The organism is Bradyrhizobium sp., from assembly GCF_028868675.1.
GTDB lineage: Bacteria > Pseudomonadota > Alphaproteobacteria > Rhizobiales > Xanthobacteraceae > Bradyrhizobium.
In genome coordinates this window covers 1-16,556 of sequence record NZ_JAGWUA010000103.1, presented here as the reverse complement: position 1 = coordinate 16,556, position 16,556 = coordinate 1, and the positions used below count along the sequence as shown (strand labels likewise).

Here is a 16,556-nt window from a genome sequence, read left to right as displayed (position 1 = left end):
CGGTGCATCTGCGAGACGATGACGCGCTCGGTGCCGTTGACGATGAAGGTGCCGTTCATCGTCATGAGCGGGATGTCGCCCATGTAGACGTCCTGCTCCTTGATGTCCTTCACCGACTTCGCACCGGTCTCCTCGTCGATATCGAACACGATGAGGCGCAGCGTCACCTTCAGCGGCGCGGCGAAGGTCATGCCGCGCTGGCGGCACTCGTCGACGTCGTATTTCGGCGGCTCGAATTCATAGCGGACGAATTCCAGCATCGAGGTGCCCGAGAAATCCGAGATCGGGAACACCGAGCGGAACACCGCCTGCAGTCCCTCGTCCAGCCGGCCACCCTGCGGCTCCTCGACCATCAGGAACTGGTCGTAGGACGCCTTCTGAACCTCGATGAGGTTCGGCATCTCGGCGACTTCCTTGATGTGTCCGAAGAACTTGCGAACGCGTTTGCGACCGGTGAATGTCTGCTGCGCCATCGTGGCCTCTCATTTCGGCGCCCTTCCGGGCACGCCTTCCGGGCCACGGCTGCCGCCGCCTCCCGGGTTGAATTTTCGAACCCGCTTCGAGGGCCAGACGCCCAGTTTCAGGTGGTCATGTCCTGAATCTGTTCTTCAGACCTTCAAAACGCAAAACGACGTGCGGGGCGCAAACGCGCACCCGCCCGTCACAACGACCGTCTTCACGGACTGCAAAAGCCCGAAATAGCCTGCTCTCCCAACGGCTTGCGGGAAACTCCGGCGTTCCCGCCACCGTGCTTTCGTGCTGCCGTCCCGATATGGGGCGACAATAATGGAGATTCGAGGGGCAAGCCCTCAAATCCCCACACTTTTTCGTGTCCGGCGTGCGTCGGGATGTCCCGTCGCACGCCTTTTGCATTCAACCTGCCCGACGAGGCCGAAACCGGCCATCGCGTTCTGCGGGTCGGGGCCCCGGGTCTCGCCCGGGATCCCGCTCGCGCAAGCTTCGCTTACTTGAGCTCGACCTTCGCGCCAGCCTTCTCGAGCTGGGCTTTGATCTTGTCGGCCTCGTCCTTGTTCACGCCTTCCTTGACCGGCTTCGGCGCGCCCTCGACGAGGTCTTTTGCTTCCTTCAGGCCCAGGCCGGTGATGGCGCGGACTTCCTTGATGACCTCGATCTTCTTGTCGCCGGCGCCGGCGAGAACGACCGTGAACTCGGTCTTCTCTTCCGCCGGAGCAGCGGCAGCACCACCGGCGGCCGGGCCGGCCACCGCGACGGCGGCAGCGGCGGACACGCCCCACTTCTCTTCGAGGAGCTTGGCGAGCTCAGCGGCTTCGAGCACGGTGAGGCTCGAGAGGTCGTCGACGATTTTCTGCAAGTCAGCCATTGATCTGTTTCCTTAAGACGTTCGGTTCGGGTTTGAGTTTTGCGAAGGGCGTCAGGCCGCTTCGCCCTTTGAGGCATGGGCCTGAATGACGCGTGCGAGCTTGGCCGCAGGCGCGTTCGCGAGCTGGGCGAGCTTGGTCGCCGGGGCCACGATGAGGCCGACGATCTTGCCGCGCAGTTCGTCAAGCGACGGCAGCGAGGCAAGCGCCTTCACGCCGTCGACATTCAGGACGGTCTTGCCCATCGAGCCGCCGATGATGACGAACTTCTCGTTCGTCTTGGCGAAATCCATGGCGACCTTTGGCGCCGCTACCGGATCGTTCGAAGTGGCGATCACGGTCGGTCCCTTCAGCATGGGGCCGATGGCAACGACGTCAGTGCCTTCAAGAGCAATTTTGGCGAGACGGTTCTTCGAGACCTTCACCGAGGCGCCCGCCTGCTTCATCTGCATGCGCAGCTTCTGCATCTGGGCGACGGTGAGGCCGGAATATTGAGCAACGATCGCGACGCTCGTGGTCTTGAAGACCTCGTGGAGCTGTTCGACCGCTTCTTTTTTTGCCGCTCGTTCCACAGCAAGCTCTCTCCGGTTGGCGGTCGTCGCGCGAAAGGCGGGACCGCCGGGTTGCACCCATCGTCCCACCCAAACCTGAACCTCCGGGCCAAACCCTTCGGACACGCCGGGCGAGACGACGATTGAAGCCTGCCCTCCCGAAGCCATCAGGCCTGCGGGGTGTCGAGGTTCCGAACCAAACCCATTCCGGGCCGCCCGAGGGTCGGCCGCGAAGCGAAATCCGGTCTTCACCCGTCTATGCAGGCCATGCGATTAAGCCGTTGAGGAACAAGAGCTCCCCGCGGGCGCCTGCAGTCTCGGACAGGACCGGGTCATGCGGCATGCCGTACGACCCTGCCCGCATTCCACCAACCGACGGGTTCTCCTTCCTTTCGGGCAAATCCTCGCGGACGTCCTGAAAAGGAATGATCTCCTATGGTGTCGGGTTTTCGGAATGCGCGCACGGACGTGCCAGCAACGGCCAGCACGTCCGGAGCGGGTTCTTTATCCGCTCCGGATCGGCTTGCCAAGAGCAAAATTCACACCAGTTCGGGATCGGCCTCGACAGGCCAAATCGGCTCGATTCAGGCCGATTTCACCGCATGAGGCAGCGGCCGACCGGCGAAGAACGCCGTCAGGTTGGCCAGCACGCAATCCTGCATCGCCACATGCGATTCGAGCGTATGGCCGCCGATATGCGGGGTCAGCACCACGTTCGAGAGCGCGGTCAGCGCGTCCGGCTTATGCGGTTCGGACTCGTAGACGTCCAGGCCGGCGCCGGCGATGGTGTTGCCGGTCAGCGCGGCCACCAGCGCCGCCTCGTCGATGACGGAGCCGCGGGCGATGTTGACCACGCAGCCGTCTTTTCCCAGCCGCTTCAGGACGTCGGCGTTGACGACGTGATGGGTCTCGGCGCCGGCGCGCACCGCGATCATCAGCACGCTGCACCAGTCGGCCAGCGCCTCGAGCGTCGGAAAATACTGATAGGGCACGTCGTGGCGGCTGCGGCTGAAATAGCCGACCTCGCTCTCGAACGCCGCGCAGCGCGCCGCGATCTTGCGGCCGATCTCGCCCATGCCGTAGACGCCGATGTGCCGGCCGCGCATTCCGGCCTGCGGTCGCATCATCGGCGATTGCTTCGACGACGCCCAATCCCCGCTCTTGACGTAGGCGTCGGCGACCAGGAGCCGGCGGGTCGCCGCGAGCATCAGGGTCATGGCGATGTCGGCGACCGAGGACGCATTCGCCCCGGGACTGTGACCGACCGCGATATTGCGCGCGGCGGCGGCCTTCAGGTCGATGCCGTCATAGCCCGTGCCGTAGCAGACGATCGCGCCGAGCGCGGGAAACCGGTCCATTGCCTCCGCACCGAGCGGCGAGCCGCCGGCAGTGAGCAGCGCGCGGATGCCTGAGAGTTCCTCGCTCGAAAACACCTCGCGCACCGGCCTGCCGGCGGTGTCGAGCAGGTCGAAGCGCTCGGCGAAGCGCGTCATCATCGTCTTCGGAAAGCGCGAGTAGACCAGGACCTTGTCAGTCATTGTTGTCGTCTCCCGCGAACGCCATTCCGCAAAAGTCAGGGGCGGAACCGGTTGCCCAATTCCGCCCCTGTCGTGTCTTAATATATCCGTCTGCCTCAGCCGAGGATCGTGCCCGGCTCGACTTTCACGCCAGGGCCCATGGTCGAGGACACCGCGACGCGCTGGATGTAGGTGCCCTTGGAGCCGGCCGGCTTCGCCTTGGCGACCGCATCGGTCAGCGCCTTGACGTTCTCGACCAACTTCTCCTCGGAGAACGAGGCCTTGCCGACGCCGGCCTGCACGATTCCGGCCTTCTCGACTCGGAACTCGACCGAGCCGCCCTTGGCGCCCTTCACCGCGTTGGTGACGTCCATGGTCACGGTGCCGATCTTCGGGTTCGGCATCAGGCCGCGCGGGCCCAGCACCTTACCGAGACGGCCGACCAGCGGCATCATGTCGGGGGTCGCGATACAGCGGTCGAAATCGATCGTGCCATTCTGCACCTTCTCGACCAGATCCTCGGCGCCGACGACGTCGGCACCCGCGGCCTTGGCCTCGTCCGCCTTGGCGCCGCGGGCGAACACGCCCACGCGCAAGGTGCGGCCGGTGCCGTTCGGCAGGTTCACCACGCCGCGGACCATCTGGTCGGCGTGACGGGGATCGACGCCGAGATTGATCGCGATCTCGATCGTCTCGTCGAACTTCGACTTGGCGCGCTCCTTGACCATCTTGATGGCTTCCGCGAGCGGATAGAGCTTCTCGCGGTCAACGCCTTCACGGGCCTTCTTCAAACGCTTTCCGATTGCCATGACCGCTTACCCCGCAACTTCCAGACCCATCGAACGGGCGGAGCCCTCGACCATCTTCATGGCCGCTTCGACGGTGTCGCAATTGAGATCCTTCATCTTCTTCTCGGCGATCTCGCGCACCTGCGCCTTGGTCACCTTGCCGGCCTTGTCACGGCCCGGGGCTTTCGAACCGGACTGGATCTTGGCGGCCTGCTTGAGGAAGAAGGACATCGGCGGCGTCTTCATCTCGAAGGTGAAGGAGCGGTCCGCGTAAATCGTGATGACCACGGGGATCGGGGTGTTCTTCTCTTCCTTCTGGGTCTGGGCGTTGAACGCCTTGCAGAACTCCATGATGTTGAGACCGCGCTGACCGAGCGCGGGACCGATCGGGGGCGAAGGATTCGCCGCGCCGGCCGGGACCTGAAGCTTCAGGTATCCGGTCACTTTCTTTGCCATGCATCACTCCTGTTGTGCCGGCCTCTCGAGCCGGCGGTTTCAGGTTCCGTGGTTGGGATCGAGCGCGGCTGGCGACCGCCCTCTTCCTCCCACGACCTTGCTTGGCGCGAAGCCGAAGGCTTCGCGCCGTCCGGTCAGACCTTCTCGACCTGACCAAATTCCAGTTCGACCGGCGTGGCGCGGCCGAAGATCGACACCGCGACCTTCAGGCGCGAGCGCGCCTCGTCGATTTCCTCGACCACACCCGAGAACGAGGCGAACGGGCCGTCGGCCACGCGCACGTTCTCGCCGATCTCGAACGACACCGACGCCTTCGGCCGCTCCACGCCCTCCTGCACCTGGTGCAGGATGCGCATGGCCTCGGCTTCCGAGATCGGCATCGGCTTGTTTTCCGCGCCGAGGAAGCCGGTCACCTTCGGCGTGTTCTTGATCAGATGGAACGCCTCGTCGGTCAGCTTCATCTTCACCAGCACGTAGCCGGGGAAGAACTTGCGCTCGGCGTCGATCTTGCGGCCGCGGCGCACTTCCGTGACCTTCTCGGTCGGCACCAGGACCTGCTCGAACAGTTCCTCGAGCCCGCGCTGCTTGGCCTGCTCTCGGATCGATTCGGCGACCTTCTTCTCGAAGTTCGAATAGGCGTGGACGATGTACCAGCGCTTGTCGGAGATCTGTGTTGCGGCGGTTGCCATTAGTGAACGCCCAGAAGGAGGGTGACGAGGTAGCGGATGATCTGGTCGGCGGCGAAGAAGAAGATCGAGGCGAACGCGACCATGACGAACACCATGATCGTGGTAATCATCGTCTCGCGGCGGGTCGGCCAGGTGACCTTGGCGGTCTCCGAGCGCACTTCCTGCAAGAATTTGAACGGGCTGATCGCCATCGTCTTAAGGGTCCAACGTCCGTCGTAACACGGATAGAGATTACCGGGGATCCGAACAGCCGCCGTTGGCCCAGCCCTCTCGTGAAGGATGAGCCGGAAACCGGGCTCGATTGTTCGGGGATTTCAAAGCCGCGCCGGAAATCCGCTTTGACGGGCCGGCTGCAGGTGGCGGCTATCTACTGCGGATGGGGCCAAAGGTCAAGATATGGACGACTGCGGTCAAAGCGCCCGGCCCGGAAACGGCCATTCCGGAAAGGTTCGGGATCAAGGGGTTAGCGGGGAAAGCCGCTGGCAGGAGTGGCAGGGCTCGAACCTGCGACCCCCGGTTTTGGAGACCGGTGCTCTACCAATTGAGCTACACTCCTACGGGACGGCATCGCCGTCCGTCAGCGCCGCTTTCAAGCACAGGGGGCGCACGGTTTGCAAGGGAGAAGCGCATCGAGACGGCTTGTTCGGACCGCGACTTCTGGGCCAGAGTTCTTGTTGAACAACAAGAGCAACCCGGGAGAGACCATGAACGTCCAAGCCGCAGCGAAGCCGCAAGCCGCACCCGCCGCCCCGTCCCTGCCGCAGGCCAAGCCCGAGACCATCGGCCTGTCCTCGCTCCGCCTGCAGGCGATGTCGGACGCCTTCAAGCGCGAGATCGACAAGGGAACCGTGCCGGGCGTGACCGTGCTGGTGGCGCGGCGCGGCCAGGTCGGCTGGTTCGAGGCGCTAGGTAAGCAGAACCCGGCGACGTCGGCGGCGATGGCGCACGACTCGATCTTTCGCATCTTCTCCATGACCAAGCCGATCGTCTCGGCCGGCATCATGATGCTGCTCGAGGACGGCCATTTCCTGCTGTCCGACCCCGTCGCAAAGTACATTCCCGAATTCGCCAATCAAAAGGTCGGCGTCGAGGTCAACGGCAAGCTGGAGCTGGTTGCCCCACAGCGGCCGATGACGATCCAGGACCTGCTGCGCCACACTTCGGGCCTCGCCTACGAGCACCAGGGCGAGAGCATCGTGCACCGGACCTACCGGGAGTCGCGGGTGCGGAGCCGCAAGATCAGCAACGCCGAGCACGCCGCGCTGGTGGCGAGCTTCCCCCTGCTCTGCCAGCCCGGCGCGGAATTCAACTACAGCCGCTCCACCGACATCCTCGGCCGCATCATCGAGGTCGTCAGCGGCAAACCGCTCGGCGCGTTCCTGGCCGAGCGCATCCTCGCTCCCCTCGGCATGCACGAGACCGGCTTCTCCACCGGCGAAGCCAACGCTGCCCGCCTCGCCGAGCCGTTCCCGACCGATCCCTGGACCGGCGACAAGGTCGCCCTCTTCAACATGCTGGAGCAGCCGGTGATGGAGTCGGGCGGCGGCGGCTTCGTCTCCACGACGTCGGACTACGCCCGCTTCTGCCTGATGCTGCGCAATGGCGGCACGCTCGACGGCACCAGGATCATCGGCCGCAAGACGCTGGAGCTGATGGCCTCCGATCACCTCGACGCCGGCGTGAAGATCAACGGCACACTGCTGCCGCCCGGTCACGGCTTTGGCCTCGGCTTCGCCGTGCGCACCGATCAGGGCCTGTCGCCGACGGCCGGCTCCGTCGGCCAGTTCTTCTGGAGCGGGATCGCCGGCACCTTCTTCTGGATCGATCCGAAGGAGGATTTGTTCGCGGTCTTCATGTCGCAGGGCCCCGGCCAGCGCGAATATGTCCGCGAGCTCGTGCGCAACCTGGTGTACGCGGCGGTGGACTGAGGACCTGGCCCGGACGCGGTGCGCCGCAGCGCGTCCGGGCCACGAGAGTGCCTCAGCTGATCGTCGCGCCGCCGTCGATCACCATGGTCTGGCCGGTCATGAAGTCGCCGGCCTTCGAGCCCAGGAACACGGCCGCGCCCGCGATCTCGTCGGGGATGCCGATGCGCAGGAGCGGCGAGCGCGAGGTCGAGGCCTTCAGGTTCTCCGGATCATCCCACAACGCCTTGGCGAAGTCGGTCTTGATGAGGCCGGGCGCGATGCAGTTCACGCGGATGTTGTGCTTGCCGTATTCGCAGGCGAGGTTGCGCGCGAGCTGCATGTCGGCGGCCTTGGAGATCGCGTAGGCGCCGAGGATGGTCGAGCCCTTCAGGCCGCCGATCGAGGACACGATGATGATCGAGCCGTCCTTGCGCTCGATCATCTGCGGCACCACCATCGAGATCAGCCAGTTGTTGGCGACGATGTTGTTCTCGAGAATCTTCCTGAACTGGTCGTCGGAGATGCCGGCGAGCGGGCCGTAATACGGGTTCGAGGCGGCGTTGCAGACCAGCACGTCGATCCTGCCGAAGGCGCGGTTACTCTCGTCGACGAGGTGCTGCAGGTTCTCCTTCGACGAGATGTTGGCGGGGATCGCCACCGCGGTGCCCTTGCCGAACTTGTGGTTGATGTCCTTTGCGACCCGGTCGCAGACGTCGGCCTTGCGCGAGGAGATCACCACCTTGGCGCCGTGCTCGGCCATGCGCTCGGCGATGGCGAGGCCGATGCCGCGCGTCGAGCCGGTGATGACGGCGACTTTACCCTTCATGTCGAACAAGGTCATGTTTCTCTCCCAGATTGACGATCTCAGTTTCGGTTTCGAGGCCGCGTCGACGACCGCAACTCACGCGAGCTTGGCGACTTCCGGTCCGGCCGGCTGATGCATGGCGGCGTGCGCGGGATCCGCGATCCACGGCTGCTGGTTCACCATCGGCAGGCGCCAGACCACGCGTTCGTCGCTTGCGAAATGATCGAGCCGCGTGATCGAGCAATTGTCGATGTCGAAGGACAATCCCTTTTCCGGCACGCCGCCGAGCGCGAGCCCCAGCGCGGCCTTGATAGTGCCGCCGTGGCCGACCGCGATCACGTCCCTGCCCGCCGCCTCGATCGTGATCCGCGCGATGGTGCGGCAGACGCGGTCGTAGAGGTCCATGAAACTCTCGCCGCCCGGTGCCGGCTCGCGGATGTCGGCAAACCAGCTTGCACCCGGCGGCCGGCTCGCCAGGAACGCGGCGCGGTTCATGCCCTGCCACTGGCCGAGATTCTGCTCCGCGAAATCGACCTCCTGCACCATCGCCGCCGGCCGCGGGAAGCCGGCCGCCCAGATCGCCTCTGCCGTCTGGTGCGTGCGCATCAGGTTGCTCGACACCCACACCGCATTGCGCGGCAACACCTTCGCGACCGCCTCGAACACGTAGCGGTCGCTGGTATCGCAGGGCATGTCCTTCTGGCCGTAGATGTTGCCGCCGTCGCTGCGCACCGGCGCGTGACGGACCCACCACCATCGCGTGGTCACGGCTCTTGGCTTGCTGGTATCGGACAATCGAAACCCTTCCATCCTGCTGGCTGTCGCTGTACGTGAGGAGCGGACGCGTCTCAAGACTTTAGCGTGTTTGAAATCTTGTTTGAAATTCCGTCGCGCGGCAAGCACGCGCGCGAGGCAAAAGGGAGGAACGCATGGGCCGCATGCAGGGCAAATCCGTCATCATCACCGGCGCGGGCAGCGGCATCGGGCGCGCGGCCTCGCTGCTGTTCACCAGGGAAGGCGCAAAGCTAATCGCGGTCGACAAGACCGAGGCGGTGGAGGACACGGTCGCGGAGGTCAAGAAGGCCGGCGGCATCGCGGAAGCCGTGATGGCCGATGCCGGTTCCGAGAAGGACGTGATCGGCTACATCGACCGCACGGTCGCAGCTTACGGCAAGCTCGACGCGATCTGGGCCAATGCGGGCGTCTCCGGCGGGCTCGTTCCGATCGCCGAGCAGACGGTGGAGCACTGGCAGGAGATATTGCGCGTCAATCTGATCGGCGTGTTCCTCGCGGTGAAGCACGCGATCCCGCATCTGGTGAAGCAGCAATCCGGCGCGATCGTCTGCACGGCGTCGGTTGCCGGGCTGAAGGCCGGCGCTTCCGGCCACCCCTATGCCGCGAGCAAGGCCGGCGTCATCAGCCTGGTGCAGACCACCGCCTATTCGCTCACCGGCACCGGCGTGCGCATCAACGCGGTGTGCCCCGGCCTGATCGAAACCGGCATGACCAAGCCGATCTTCGACCGCGCCAAGGAGCGCGGCACTTCCGACAGGATCGGCCAGCTCAATCCGCTCAAGCGTCCGGGTCAGCCGCACGAACTCGCGGCGATGGGCCTGTTCCTGGCGAGCGACGAGGCCTCCTACGTCAACGGCCAGGCTTTTCCGGTCGACGGCGGCCTCACCGCGTCGATGCCGTACACGGGCAAGCCGGTGTGACGATCTCGTGCCCCGGATGCGGCGCAGCTTTGCGCGCTGCACCCGCGTCCGGCACGGCACGAGACGTCTTTTTCGAGGTTCAACCCCATGCACAGTGGAATCGGGGGTTGCGCTTCGGCTTCGCTGACCGAGCTGCGGCGGGCGGTCACCGACCATGGTTGACCCTTCCCTTGCGTGATTTGCCCGACGGGCAACGCAACGGGTCGTAGCCCGTATGAAACGAAGCGGAATACGGGGAGAGAGTGGCCCCGGATTTCACTGCGCTGCATCCGGGCTACGCGTCCCGCATTTCAATCGCAGAAGCGCGCTCGCGCGCGGTTGGCCGACGGCTGGGTAAGCCTAAGAAGTTAGGTTAAGACCGGGATCGCATGTTGGGTTCCGTTGCAATGGGCTAGGAGTGACGGAGTTTCAGCACGCCGAGGCGCGCATCTCCGCTCGAGCACCGCACCAGGCAGGGAGCCTCCAATGACCATGATTGCAACGGCGCCGATCGTCGGCGCAGAGCGCACGAAGATCAATTCCGTCGTATTCGCAAGCTGCCTCGGAACCATCATCGAGTGGTATGATTTCCTGATCTATGCGACGGCGGCGGCGCTCGTGTTCAACAAGGCGTTCTTCCCCACCTTCGATCCGCTCGCCGGTACGTTGGCTGCGCTCGGCAGCTACGCCGTCGGTTTTCTGGCGCGCCCGCTTGGCGGCGCACTGTTCGGCCACTACGGCGATCGCCTCGGCCGAAAGTCCATGCTGGTCCTGACGCTCTTCATCATGGGCCTCAGCACGTTCTGCATCGGCCTGCTTCCGACCTACGCCTCGATCGGAGTCTTCGCGCCGATCCTCCTGATCCTGCTGCGCGTCATCCAGGGCATCGGCCTGGGCGGCGAGTGGGGCGGCGCGTCGCTCATGGTGCTCGAGCACGCTCCCGCCGACAATCGCGGCTTCTACACCAGCTTCGTTCAAATCGGATTCCCGATCGGGCTGGTGCTGGCAACGCTGGTTTTCGCGCTGGTCTCGAAACTGCCCGATGCAGAATTCGCAGCCTATGGCTGGCGAATCCCCTTCCTGATCAGCATCGTCCTCCTCGCCATCGGCACGTTCGTGCGCACCCGGATCCCCGAGACGCCGGTGTTCGAGAGACTGAAGAACCGCAACGACTTGTCCGGCAATCCCTTCGGCGAAGCCGTCGGAAGGAACACCAGGACGTTCCTGATCGCGGTGGGGCTCAAGCTCTCGGAAGTCACCTGGGTCTACATGCTGACCGTGTTCGTCGTCGTCTACGCGACGACGCAGCTCGGCCTCGCCAAGCCGTTCCTGCTCGATGCCGTGATGTATGCCGCACTGTTCGAATTGATCACGCTGCCCCTGTTCGGCTGGCTGTCGGACCTGATCGGCCGGCGCCCGTTCTACATCCTCGGTGCGCTGTTCACGATCGCGTTTGCGTTTCCGCTGTTCTGGCTGCTGGAAAGCAAGAGCACCGCGCTCGTCTTCGCCGCCATCGCCATCGCGATGAACTTCGGGCACGGCATGATGTTCGGCCTCGAATCCTGCTACTTCCCCGAGCTGTTCGGTTCCCGCGTGCGCTACAGCGGGGCGTCGTTCGGGTTTCAGGCGTCGGCGGCGATCGGCGGCGGCCTCGCACCGATCATCGCGACCGCGATGGCGGGATATTTCGGAGGCACCACGGGCGTATCGATCATGATGATCGTCTTCGCGCTCGTCACCCTGACCGCAGCTCTCGCAGCGCGCGAGACCAGGCGCAGTTCATTGACCGACTGACGGAAGCGTGGGCGCGGACTGCGGACGCGGGCAATGACACCGCAGACGTGGTGATATCAAGCGCAACAAGCGTGTTGCTGCGTAGGGTGGGCAAAGCGAAGCGTGCCCACCACGTCTGTCACAAGTGCAGAGAGAGAAGTGGTGGGCACGGTGCTTCGCGCCTTTGCCCCACCCTACAAGACCTGCGACGCATCTGGGACACGAGCGCCCCAAAAAAAGGGAGCGGCCACCGGCCGCGCCCTTTTCGTTCCGCAGTCCCTTTTTCCAATCTAAACCGCGCCCGCCTTCTGGGCGTATTCCCATGACGCCTTCGACAACGGCACGGTGCGGGCGGCGGACTCGCGCGCCTTGGCGTTGGCGGCGGTGCCGTCGCGGACGCGGCCGGCGATGCCTTGCGTGATGCCGGCGAGGCGGAACAGATTATAGGAGAAGTACCAGTTGAGGTCCGGCACCTTCATGTTGTTGACGTTGCAGTAGATCTGCGCCGCCTCCTCCACGCTCGGAATGTTGAGCGCCTTGAGGTCCGCGCCTTGCAGGCCCGGCATGATCCACTGCATCAGGAGGTAGGTGAAGTCGGCCATCGGATCGCCGAGCGTCGACAGCTCCCAGTCCAGCACGGCCTGCACCCGCGGTTCCGTCGCGTGGAAGATCATGTTGTCGAGGCGATAGTCGCCATGCACCACCGAGATGCGCTCCTGCTGCGGCACCGTCTTGGGCAGCCATTCGGCGACCTTCTCGAACTCCGGAATGTGCTGCGTCTCGGACGCGCGATACTGCTTGGTCCAGCGGTCGATCTGGCGCGCGAAATAATTGCCGGGCTTGCCGAAGTCGGAAAGCCCGATCGCGTTGGGATCGAACATGTGCAGTTTCGCCAGCGTCTCGATCTTGCTGGTGAAGATTTTTCGGCGATTCTCCGGCGTCTGGCTCGGCAGCGTCGGATCCCAGAACACCCGGCCCTCCTCCATCGACATGATGTAGAAGGCGGCGCCGATGATGCCGTCGTCCTGGCAGAGCGCATAGGCCTTGGCGACCGGAAAGCCCTGCTTGCCGAGCGCGGCGATCACGCGATATTCGCGGTCGACCGCATGCGCCGAGGGCAACAGCTTGCCGAACGGCTTGCGCCGCATCACGTAGGAACGGGTCGGCGTGTTGAGCCGGTAGGTCGGGTTGGACTGGCCGCCCTTGAACTGCAGGACGGTCAGCGGTCCCTGATAGCCTTCGACGTTCCCGGCCATCCAGGCAGCGAGCCTGGCCTCGTCGAAACGATGCCGCTCCTCGACCTCCTTGGTGCCCGAGAACTCTTCGTCTTTCCTGACGCCGTCAGCCACGATGACGCTCCCTCTTGGGTGGAGCATGATCCTATCCCGAAAACGGCGGCTCACTTGCGTCGAGCGGTCGTTCCGGTCCGGATCATGCTCCGTCGTTTCTTAACTCGGGAGCGCCACCAGGCCCTCTCCCTCAGTGCTTGGGAGAGTTGGCATACTTCCGGATTTCAAGTCTGGCAATGGCGCGATTATGCACCTCGTCCGGACCGTCGGCGAGCCGCAGCGTGCGGATGCCGGCATAGTCCTTGGCCAACCCTGCGTCGTCGGACACGCCGGCACCGCCGAAGGCCTGGATCGCCTCGTCGATGATCTTCAGCGCCATGTTGGGGGCTGCGACCTTGATCATGGCGATCTCGGCCTGCGCGGTCTTGTTGCCGACCTTGTCCATCATGTCGGCGGCCTTGAGGCACAGAAGCCGCGTCATCTCGATGTTGGTGCGAGCCTCGCCGATGCGCTGCTCCCACACCGAGTGCTCGACGATCTTCTTGCCGAAGGCGGTGCGCGACATCAGCCGCTTGACCATCTTCTCCAGCGCCTCCTCGGCCTTGCCGATGGTGCGCATGCAGTGATGGATGCGGCCCGGACCGAGGCGGCCCTGCGCGATCTCGAAGCCGCGGCCCTCGCCGAGCAGGATGTTCTCCTTCGGCACCCGCACGTTCTCGAGCAGCACCTGGGCGTGGCCGTGCGGCGCATCGTCGAAGCCGAACACCGGCAGCATTTTCTCGACCTTGATACCGGGGGTGTCGAGCGGCACCAGGATCTGCGACTGCTGCTGATGCTTGGCGGCGTTGAAATCGGTCTTGCCCATCAAGATCGCGATCTTGCAGCGGGGATCGCCGACGCCGGACGACCACCATTTGCGGCCGTTGATGACGTAGTGATCGCCGTCGCGCTTGATGCTGGTCTCGATGTTGGTCGCGTCCGACGAGGCCACCGCCGGCTCCGTCATCAGGAAGGCGGAGCGGATCTCGCCGTCCATCAGGGGACGAAGCCATTTCCGCTTCTGCTCCTTGGAACCGTAGCGAATGAACACTTCCATGTTGCCGGTGTCGGGCGCCGAGCAGTTGAACACTTCCGAGGCCCAGGAGATGTGGCCCATCTGCTCCGAGAGCAGCGCGTATTCGAGGTTGGTCAATCCCGCGCCGCGGAATTCGTCGTCCTCATGCTCGGACGGCGGCATGAACATGTTCCAGAGGCCCTCGGCCCTGGCCTTCTTCTTGAGGTCCTCCAGGATCGGGATCACCTTCCAGCGGTCGCCGGAGACGTCCTGCTGCTTGTAGACCGGCACCGCGGGGCGGACGTGCTTGGTCATGAAGGACTGCACGCGCTCCAGCCATTCCTTCTGTTTCGCCGACATATCGAAGTCCATGGGACGCTCCTCGTCTCTTGCTGAAAGCTCTTTCGCCGGACTGTGCTGCCGCGCGCGCCCGCCCGCAAGCGCAATGCGCCCGCGGACCGCCCGGGGGAACCGTGGCCCGCGAAGTGCGACCGATTCCCGAAACGCGGATTGACTTTTTCCGGCCTTCAAACGATAGTTTCATACAACTGTTTGAATTGCAACTCCCCTCCCCGAGGGCACCCATGGCCAGCGATCAGACGCGGTCCGCCATTCTCGCCGCCGCCGAACGGCTCTATGCCGATCGCGGCTTCGGCGACGTGACGCTGCGCGACATCGTCGCGGAGGCCGACGTCAACCTCGCGGCCGTCAACTATCATTTCGGCTCGAAGGACGAATTGATCGCGGAATTGTTCGTCACCCGCTCGATCGCCACCAACCGCGAGCGTCTGCGCGAACTGAAGGCGGCGGAGGAACAGGGCGGCGGCCGGGCGCCGATCGAGGTGATCCTGCGGGCGCTGGTCGGCCCGACCCTGCGCGGCTGCCTGGGGCCGGAGAACCAGCGCTCCACTGCGGCGCGCTTCATGATCCGCGCCTCGATCGAATCCGTGCCGCCGATCCGCCGCATCAAGAACCGCGAGATCGACCATCTGCGAAAGTTCGCGAACGCGATGCGCCGCGCGCTGCCCGAGCGCAGCGACGAGGAAATCTACTGGGGCCTGCATTTCGCGCTCGCGATGGCGCACCACACCATCCGCGAGAGCGAGCGGCTGACGAAGCTGTCGGACGGACGCTGCGACCTCGACGACGTCGATGCCATCATCGAACGCGTGGTCAGCGTGGCGGCGACGGCGTTGACCGCGGGCAAGGCGACCGGCAAAGCGCCGGCCAGGGTGGCGGTGCGCTGAAGCGGGATCGCCCTTCTCTTCCTTCTCCCCGCGTAAGGTGTGAGAAGGAAGCCATCACACCCTTTGCGGCATCTCCTCGGCTTCTTCCTTGGCGAGCAGCAGGAGCATCTCGATGCCCATGTCGCCTTCCTGAGGGGAGCGGATGAACTTGATCTCGTCGGCGCTCTCGCGCAGCTTCGCGACGATGGCGACGGCCTGGTTGGCGGTCGCCGCCTCCGTTGCCAGAACGGCCTTCTGGTTCCTGGCTTGAAACCCGATCGTATAGGACATTTGTTTGTTTCCCCCGGGCGCCCCCGCGCCCCGACAGTGGGCGTGATTCGTGCGCGGCGGGAAAGCCTGTGCGACTACGGCTTTGTGGATCGCCCGTCTGCGGCCATGCTAGTCTGGCGACGATTTGCAGCCGGGTTGCCCCGCATGAGCGAACAGGACAAGGCACGACACGTGTTCCAGGCGCTGAAGACCGCCGAGGCGGCCGAACCGCAGGCGGCGCTGGCGATGCTCAACGGCCTGATCGAGCTGACGCGCGGCGGCGGGGACGATCAGTCGATCGAGATCGACGAGGCGCGCGCGAGCGCGTTCCTGGCGATCTGCGAGGTCGGCAAGGCGCTGCACCGCGGAAAACCCTCGCCTCCGCCCTGGACCGGCGCGATCGCCGCCACCGAGCGCTGGCTGGCACTGGCGAAATAGCTCAGGCAAGCCCGAGCATCCCGCGCGCTTCCTCGGATGGGCTGCATCCGCGAACTCGAGCGACAGTATCGCACGCGCCTCAAGCGGAGCGAGATGAAGAAACTCAGATCACGCCCTGCTTCTTCAGGTTCTCGATCTTCGCCGCATCATAGCCGAGCTTTTCGCCGAGCACCTCCTGCGTGTTCTCGCCGAGCAGCGGCGGGGCGCGGTATTCGGTGATCGGGGTCCCCGAAAGCGTCAGCGCGTTGCGGATCAGCGACAGCTCGGGCTCGAACTTGTGCCTGGTCTTCACCCGCATGCCGCGCGACTGGACGTGCGGATCGCTGAACACCTGCTCGAAATTGTTGATCGGCCCCGACGGCACGCCGGCCTCCTCCAGCTTTTCCAGCCAGTAGGCCACCGGCTTCTTGAGGAACAGCCCGGCGAAGATCGCCATGATCTCCTTGCCGTGCACAACGCGGTCGTTGTTCTTGATGAAGCGCTTGTCGTTGGCGAGTTCGGGCTCGCCGAGGACCGCGCAGGTGCGCTGGAACTGGCCGTCATTGCCGACCACCAGCATCAACTCCCCGTCGGTGCAGCGGAACACGCCGGCCGGCATGCCGCCATTGCCCCAGGTGCCGCGGCGCGGCGGCATCTTGCCGTTGACGAGGTAGATCTGCAGCCAGTGCGACAACGACGCGATGACGGTATCGAACAGGCAGACGTCGATATGCTGCCCTTGCCCGCCATGGACGTCGCGATGATAGAGCGCCGAGAGAA

General features: G+C 64.7%; 18 protein-coding genes, 1 tRNA gene and 1 pseudogene. 5 read left to right on the top strand and 15 right to left on the bottom strand.

The window, feature by feature from the left end:
- From KGM94_RS14860 to KGM94_RS14820, 9 genes and pseudogenes are all read right to left on the bottom strand, one after another.
- Positions 1-473, bottom strand: a pseudogene (locus tag KGM94_RS14860) (DNA-directed RNA polymerase subunit beta); the annotation flags it as partial.
- Between the two features lie 491 nt (positions 474-964).
- The gene (gene rplL / locus KGM94_RS14855) at positions 965-1,342 is read right to left on the bottom strand and encodes a 50S ribosomal protein L7/L12 (RefSeq protein ID WP_300260281.1); all 378 of its coding nucleotides are present in this window, start codon (positions 1,340-1,342) and stop codon (positions 965-967) included.
- Positions 1,343-1,393: 51 nt separating this feature from the next.
- Entirely contained in the window at positions 1,394-1,912 is a 519-nt protein-coding gene (gene rplJ, locus KGM94_RS14850) for a 50S ribosomal protein L10 (RefSeq protein WP_300260283.1), read from the bottom strand.
- Positions 1,913-2,475: 563 nt separating this feature from the next.
- A complete protein-coding gene (locus KGM94_RS14845; protein WP_300260278.1) occupies positions 2,476-3,429 on the bottom strand; it encodes a 2-hydroxyacid dehydrogenase in 954 nt (317 codons plus the stop codon).
- A 95-nt stretch (positions 3,430-3,524) separates the two neighbouring features.
- Complete coding sequence (rplA, locus tag KGM94_RS14840; protein WP_212456588.1) at positions 3,525-4,217, bottom strand: 50S ribosomal protein L1; 693 nt, start codon at positions 4,215-4,217, stop codon at positions 3,525-3,527.
- A 6-nt stretch (positions 4,218-4,223) separates the two neighbouring features.
- Complete coding sequence (gene rplK / locus KGM94_RS14835; protein ID WP_300260270.1) at positions 4,224-4,652, bottom strand: 50S ribosomal protein L11; 429 nt, start codon at positions 4,650-4,652, stop codon at positions 4,224-4,226.
- A 134-nt stretch (positions 4,653-4,786) separates the two neighbouring features.
- A complete protein-coding gene (gene nusG, locus KGM94_RS14830) occupies positions 4,787-5,341 on the bottom strand; it encodes a transcription termination/antitermination protein NusG (RefSeq protein WP_300260267.1) in 555 nt (184 codons plus the stop codon).
- A complete protein-coding gene (secE, locus tag KGM94_RS14825; protein ID WP_300260264.1) occupies positions 5,341-5,532 on the bottom strand; it encodes a preprotein translocase subunit SecE in 192 nt (63 codons plus the stop codon). The genes nusG and secE overlap by 1 nt, the downstream gene beginning before the upstream one ends.
- Positions 5,533-5,821: 289 nt before the next feature.
- Positions 5,822-5,897 (bottom strand) — tRNA-Trp (locus KGM94_RS14820).
- A gap of 148 nt (positions 5,898-6,045) precedes the next feature.
- Here KGM94_RS14820 and KGM94_RS14815 point away from each other — a divergent pair.
- The gene (locus KGM94_RS14815) at positions 6,046-7,269 is read left to right on the top strand and encodes a serine hydrolase domain-containing protein (protein ID WP_300260261.1); all 1,224 of its coding nucleotides are present in this window, start codon (positions 6,046-6,048) and stop codon (positions 7,267-7,269) included.
- 52 nt (positions 7,270-7,321) lie between these two features.
- Here the strand turns inward: KGM94_RS14815 and KGM94_RS14810 are convergent, their stop codons facing one another.
- Both KGM94_RS14810 and KGM94_RS14805 read right to left on the bottom strand, forming a co-directional pair.
- The gene (locus KGM94_RS14810) at positions 7,322-8,089 is read right to left on the bottom strand and encodes an SDR family oxidoreductase (RefSeq protein ID WP_300260258.1); all 768 of its coding nucleotides are present in this window, start codon (positions 8,087-8,089) and stop codon (positions 7,322-7,324) included.
- A gap of 60 nt (positions 8,090-8,149) precedes the next feature.
- Positions 8,150-8,848: a histidine phosphatase family protein gene (locus KGM94_RS14805; RefSeq protein ID WP_300260255.1), complete on the bottom strand. Its 699-nt coding sequence runs from the start codon at positions 8,846-8,848 to the stop codon at positions 8,150-8,152.
- 134 nt (positions 8,849-8,982) lie between these two features.
- Here KGM94_RS14805 and KGM94_RS14800 point away from each other — a divergent pair, with 134 nt between their 5' ends.
- Positions 8,983-9,768, top strand: a complete 786-nt coding sequence (locus KGM94_RS14800; protein ID WP_300260252.1) for an SDR family oxidoreductase — start codon at positions 8,983-8,985, stop codon at positions 9,766-9,768.
- Between the two features lie 465 nt (positions 9,769-10,233).
- Positions 10,234-11,541 (top strand): MFS transporter, encoded by a 1,308-nt coding sequence (locus tag KGM94_RS14795; RefSeq protein ID WP_300260249.1) that lies wholly within the window; start codon positions 10,234-10,236, stop codon positions 11,539-11,541.
- A gap of 269 nt (positions 11,542-11,810) precedes the next feature.
- Here the strand turns inward: KGM94_RS14795 and KGM94_RS14790 are convergent, their stop codons facing one another.
- Together KGM94_RS14790 and KGM94_RS14785 are read right to left on the bottom strand one after the other, a co-directional pair.
- The gene (locus tag KGM94_RS14790) at positions 11,811-12,869 is read right to left on the bottom strand and encodes a phosphotransferase family protein (protein ID WP_300260246.1); all 1,059 of its coding nucleotides are present in this window, start codon (positions 12,867-12,869) and stop codon (positions 11,811-11,813) included.
- 130 nt (positions 12,870-12,999) lie between these two features.
- Positions 13,000-14,235, bottom strand: a complete 1,236-nt coding sequence (locus KGM94_RS14785; protein WP_300260243.1) for an acyl-CoA dehydrogenase family protein — start codon at positions 14,233-14,235, stop codon at positions 13,000-13,002.
- 212 nt (positions 14,236-14,447) lie between these two features.
- Between KGM94_RS14785 and KGM94_RS14780 the strand changes: the two genes are divergently transcribed.
- A complete protein-coding gene (locus tag KGM94_RS14780; RefSeq protein ID WP_300260240.1) occupies positions 14,448-15,110 on the top strand; it encodes a TetR/AcrR family transcriptional regulator in 663 nt (220 codons plus the stop codon).
- A gap of 54 nt (positions 15,111-15,164) precedes the next feature.
- Here the strand turns inward: KGM94_RS14780 and KGM94_RS14775 are convergent, their stop codons facing one another.
- Positions 15,165-15,380, bottom strand: a complete 216-nt coding sequence (locus KGM94_RS14775; protein ID WP_300260236.1) for a hypothetical protein — start codon at positions 15,378-15,380, stop codon at positions 15,165-15,167.
- Positions 15,381-15,524: 144 nt separating this feature from the next.
- Between KGM94_RS14775 and KGM94_RS14770 the strand changes: the two genes are divergently transcribed.
- Positions 15,525-15,797 (top strand): hypothetical protein, encoded by a 273-nt coding sequence (locus KGM94_RS14770; protein WP_300260234.1) that lies wholly within the window; start codon positions 15,525-15,527, stop codon positions 15,795-15,797.
- Between the two features lie 103 nt (positions 15,798-15,900).
- Here the strand turns inward: KGM94_RS14770 and KGM94_RS14765 are convergent.
- A partial coding sequence (locus KGM94_RS14765) for a CaiB/BaiF CoA-transferase family protein (protein ID WP_300260231.1) occupies positions 15,901-16,556 on the bottom strand: 656 nt, incomplete at its 5' end.

Excerpts from the sequence above, each read along its gene's own strand:
- nusG (WP_300260267.1), bottom strand. The coding sequence starts at position 5,341 with ATGGCAACCGCCGCAACACAGATCTCCGACAAGCGCTGGTACATCGTC.
- KGM94_RS14785 (WP_300260243.1), bottom strand. The coding sequence starts at position 14,235 with ATGGACTTCGATATGTCGGCGAAACAGAAGGAATGGCTGGAGCGCGTG.
- KGM94_RS14810 (WP_300260258.1), bottom strand. The coding sequence starts at position 8,089 with ATGACCTTGTTCGACATGAAGGGTAAAGTCGCCGTCATCACCGGCTCG.
- KGM94_RS14845 (WP_300260278.1), bottom strand. The coding sequence starts at position 3,429 with ATGACTGACAAGGTCCTGGTCTACTCGCGCTTTCCGAAGACGATGATG.
- KGM94_RS14780 (WP_300260240.1), top strand. The coding sequence starts at position 14,448 with ATGGCCAGCGATCAGACGCGGTCCGCCATTCTCGCCGCCGCCGAACGG.
- rplA (WP_212456588.1), bottom strand. The coding sequence starts at position 4,217 with ATGGCAATCGGAAAGCGTTTGAAGAAGGCCCGTGAAGGCGTTGACCGC.
- KGM94_RS14775 (WP_300260236.1), bottom strand. The coding sequence starts at position 15,380 with ATGTCCTATACGATCGGGTTTCAAGCCAGGAACCAGAAGGCCGTTCTG.
- KGM94_RS14770 (WP_300260234.1), top strand. The coding sequence starts at position 15,525 with ATGAGCGAACAGGACAAGGCACGACACGTGTTCCAGGCGCTGAAGACC.
- KGM94_RS14815 (WP_300260261.1), top strand. The coding sequence starts at position 6,046 with ATGAACGTCCAAGCCGCAGCGAAGCCGCAAGCCGCACCCGCCGCCCCG.
- secE (WP_300260264.1), bottom strand. The coding sequence starts at position 5,532 with ATGGCGATCAGCCCGTTCAAATTCTTGCAGGAAGTGCGCTCGGAGACC.
- rplL (WP_300260281.1), bottom strand. The coding sequence starts at position 1,342 with ATGGCTGACTTGCAGAAAATCGTCGACGACCTCTCGAGCCTCACCGTG.
- rplK (WP_300260270.1), bottom strand. The coding sequence starts at position 4,652 with ATGGCAAAGAAAGTGACCGGATACCTGAAGCTTCAGGTCCCGGCCGGC.
- KGM94_RS14795 (WP_300260249.1), top strand. The coding sequence starts at position 10,234 with ATGACCATGATTGCAACGGCGCCGATCGTCGGCGCAGAGCGCACGAAG.
- KGM94_RS14800 (WP_300260252.1), top strand. The coding sequence starts at position 8,983 with ATGGGCCGCATGCAGGGCAAATCCGTCATCATCACCGGCGCGGGCAGC.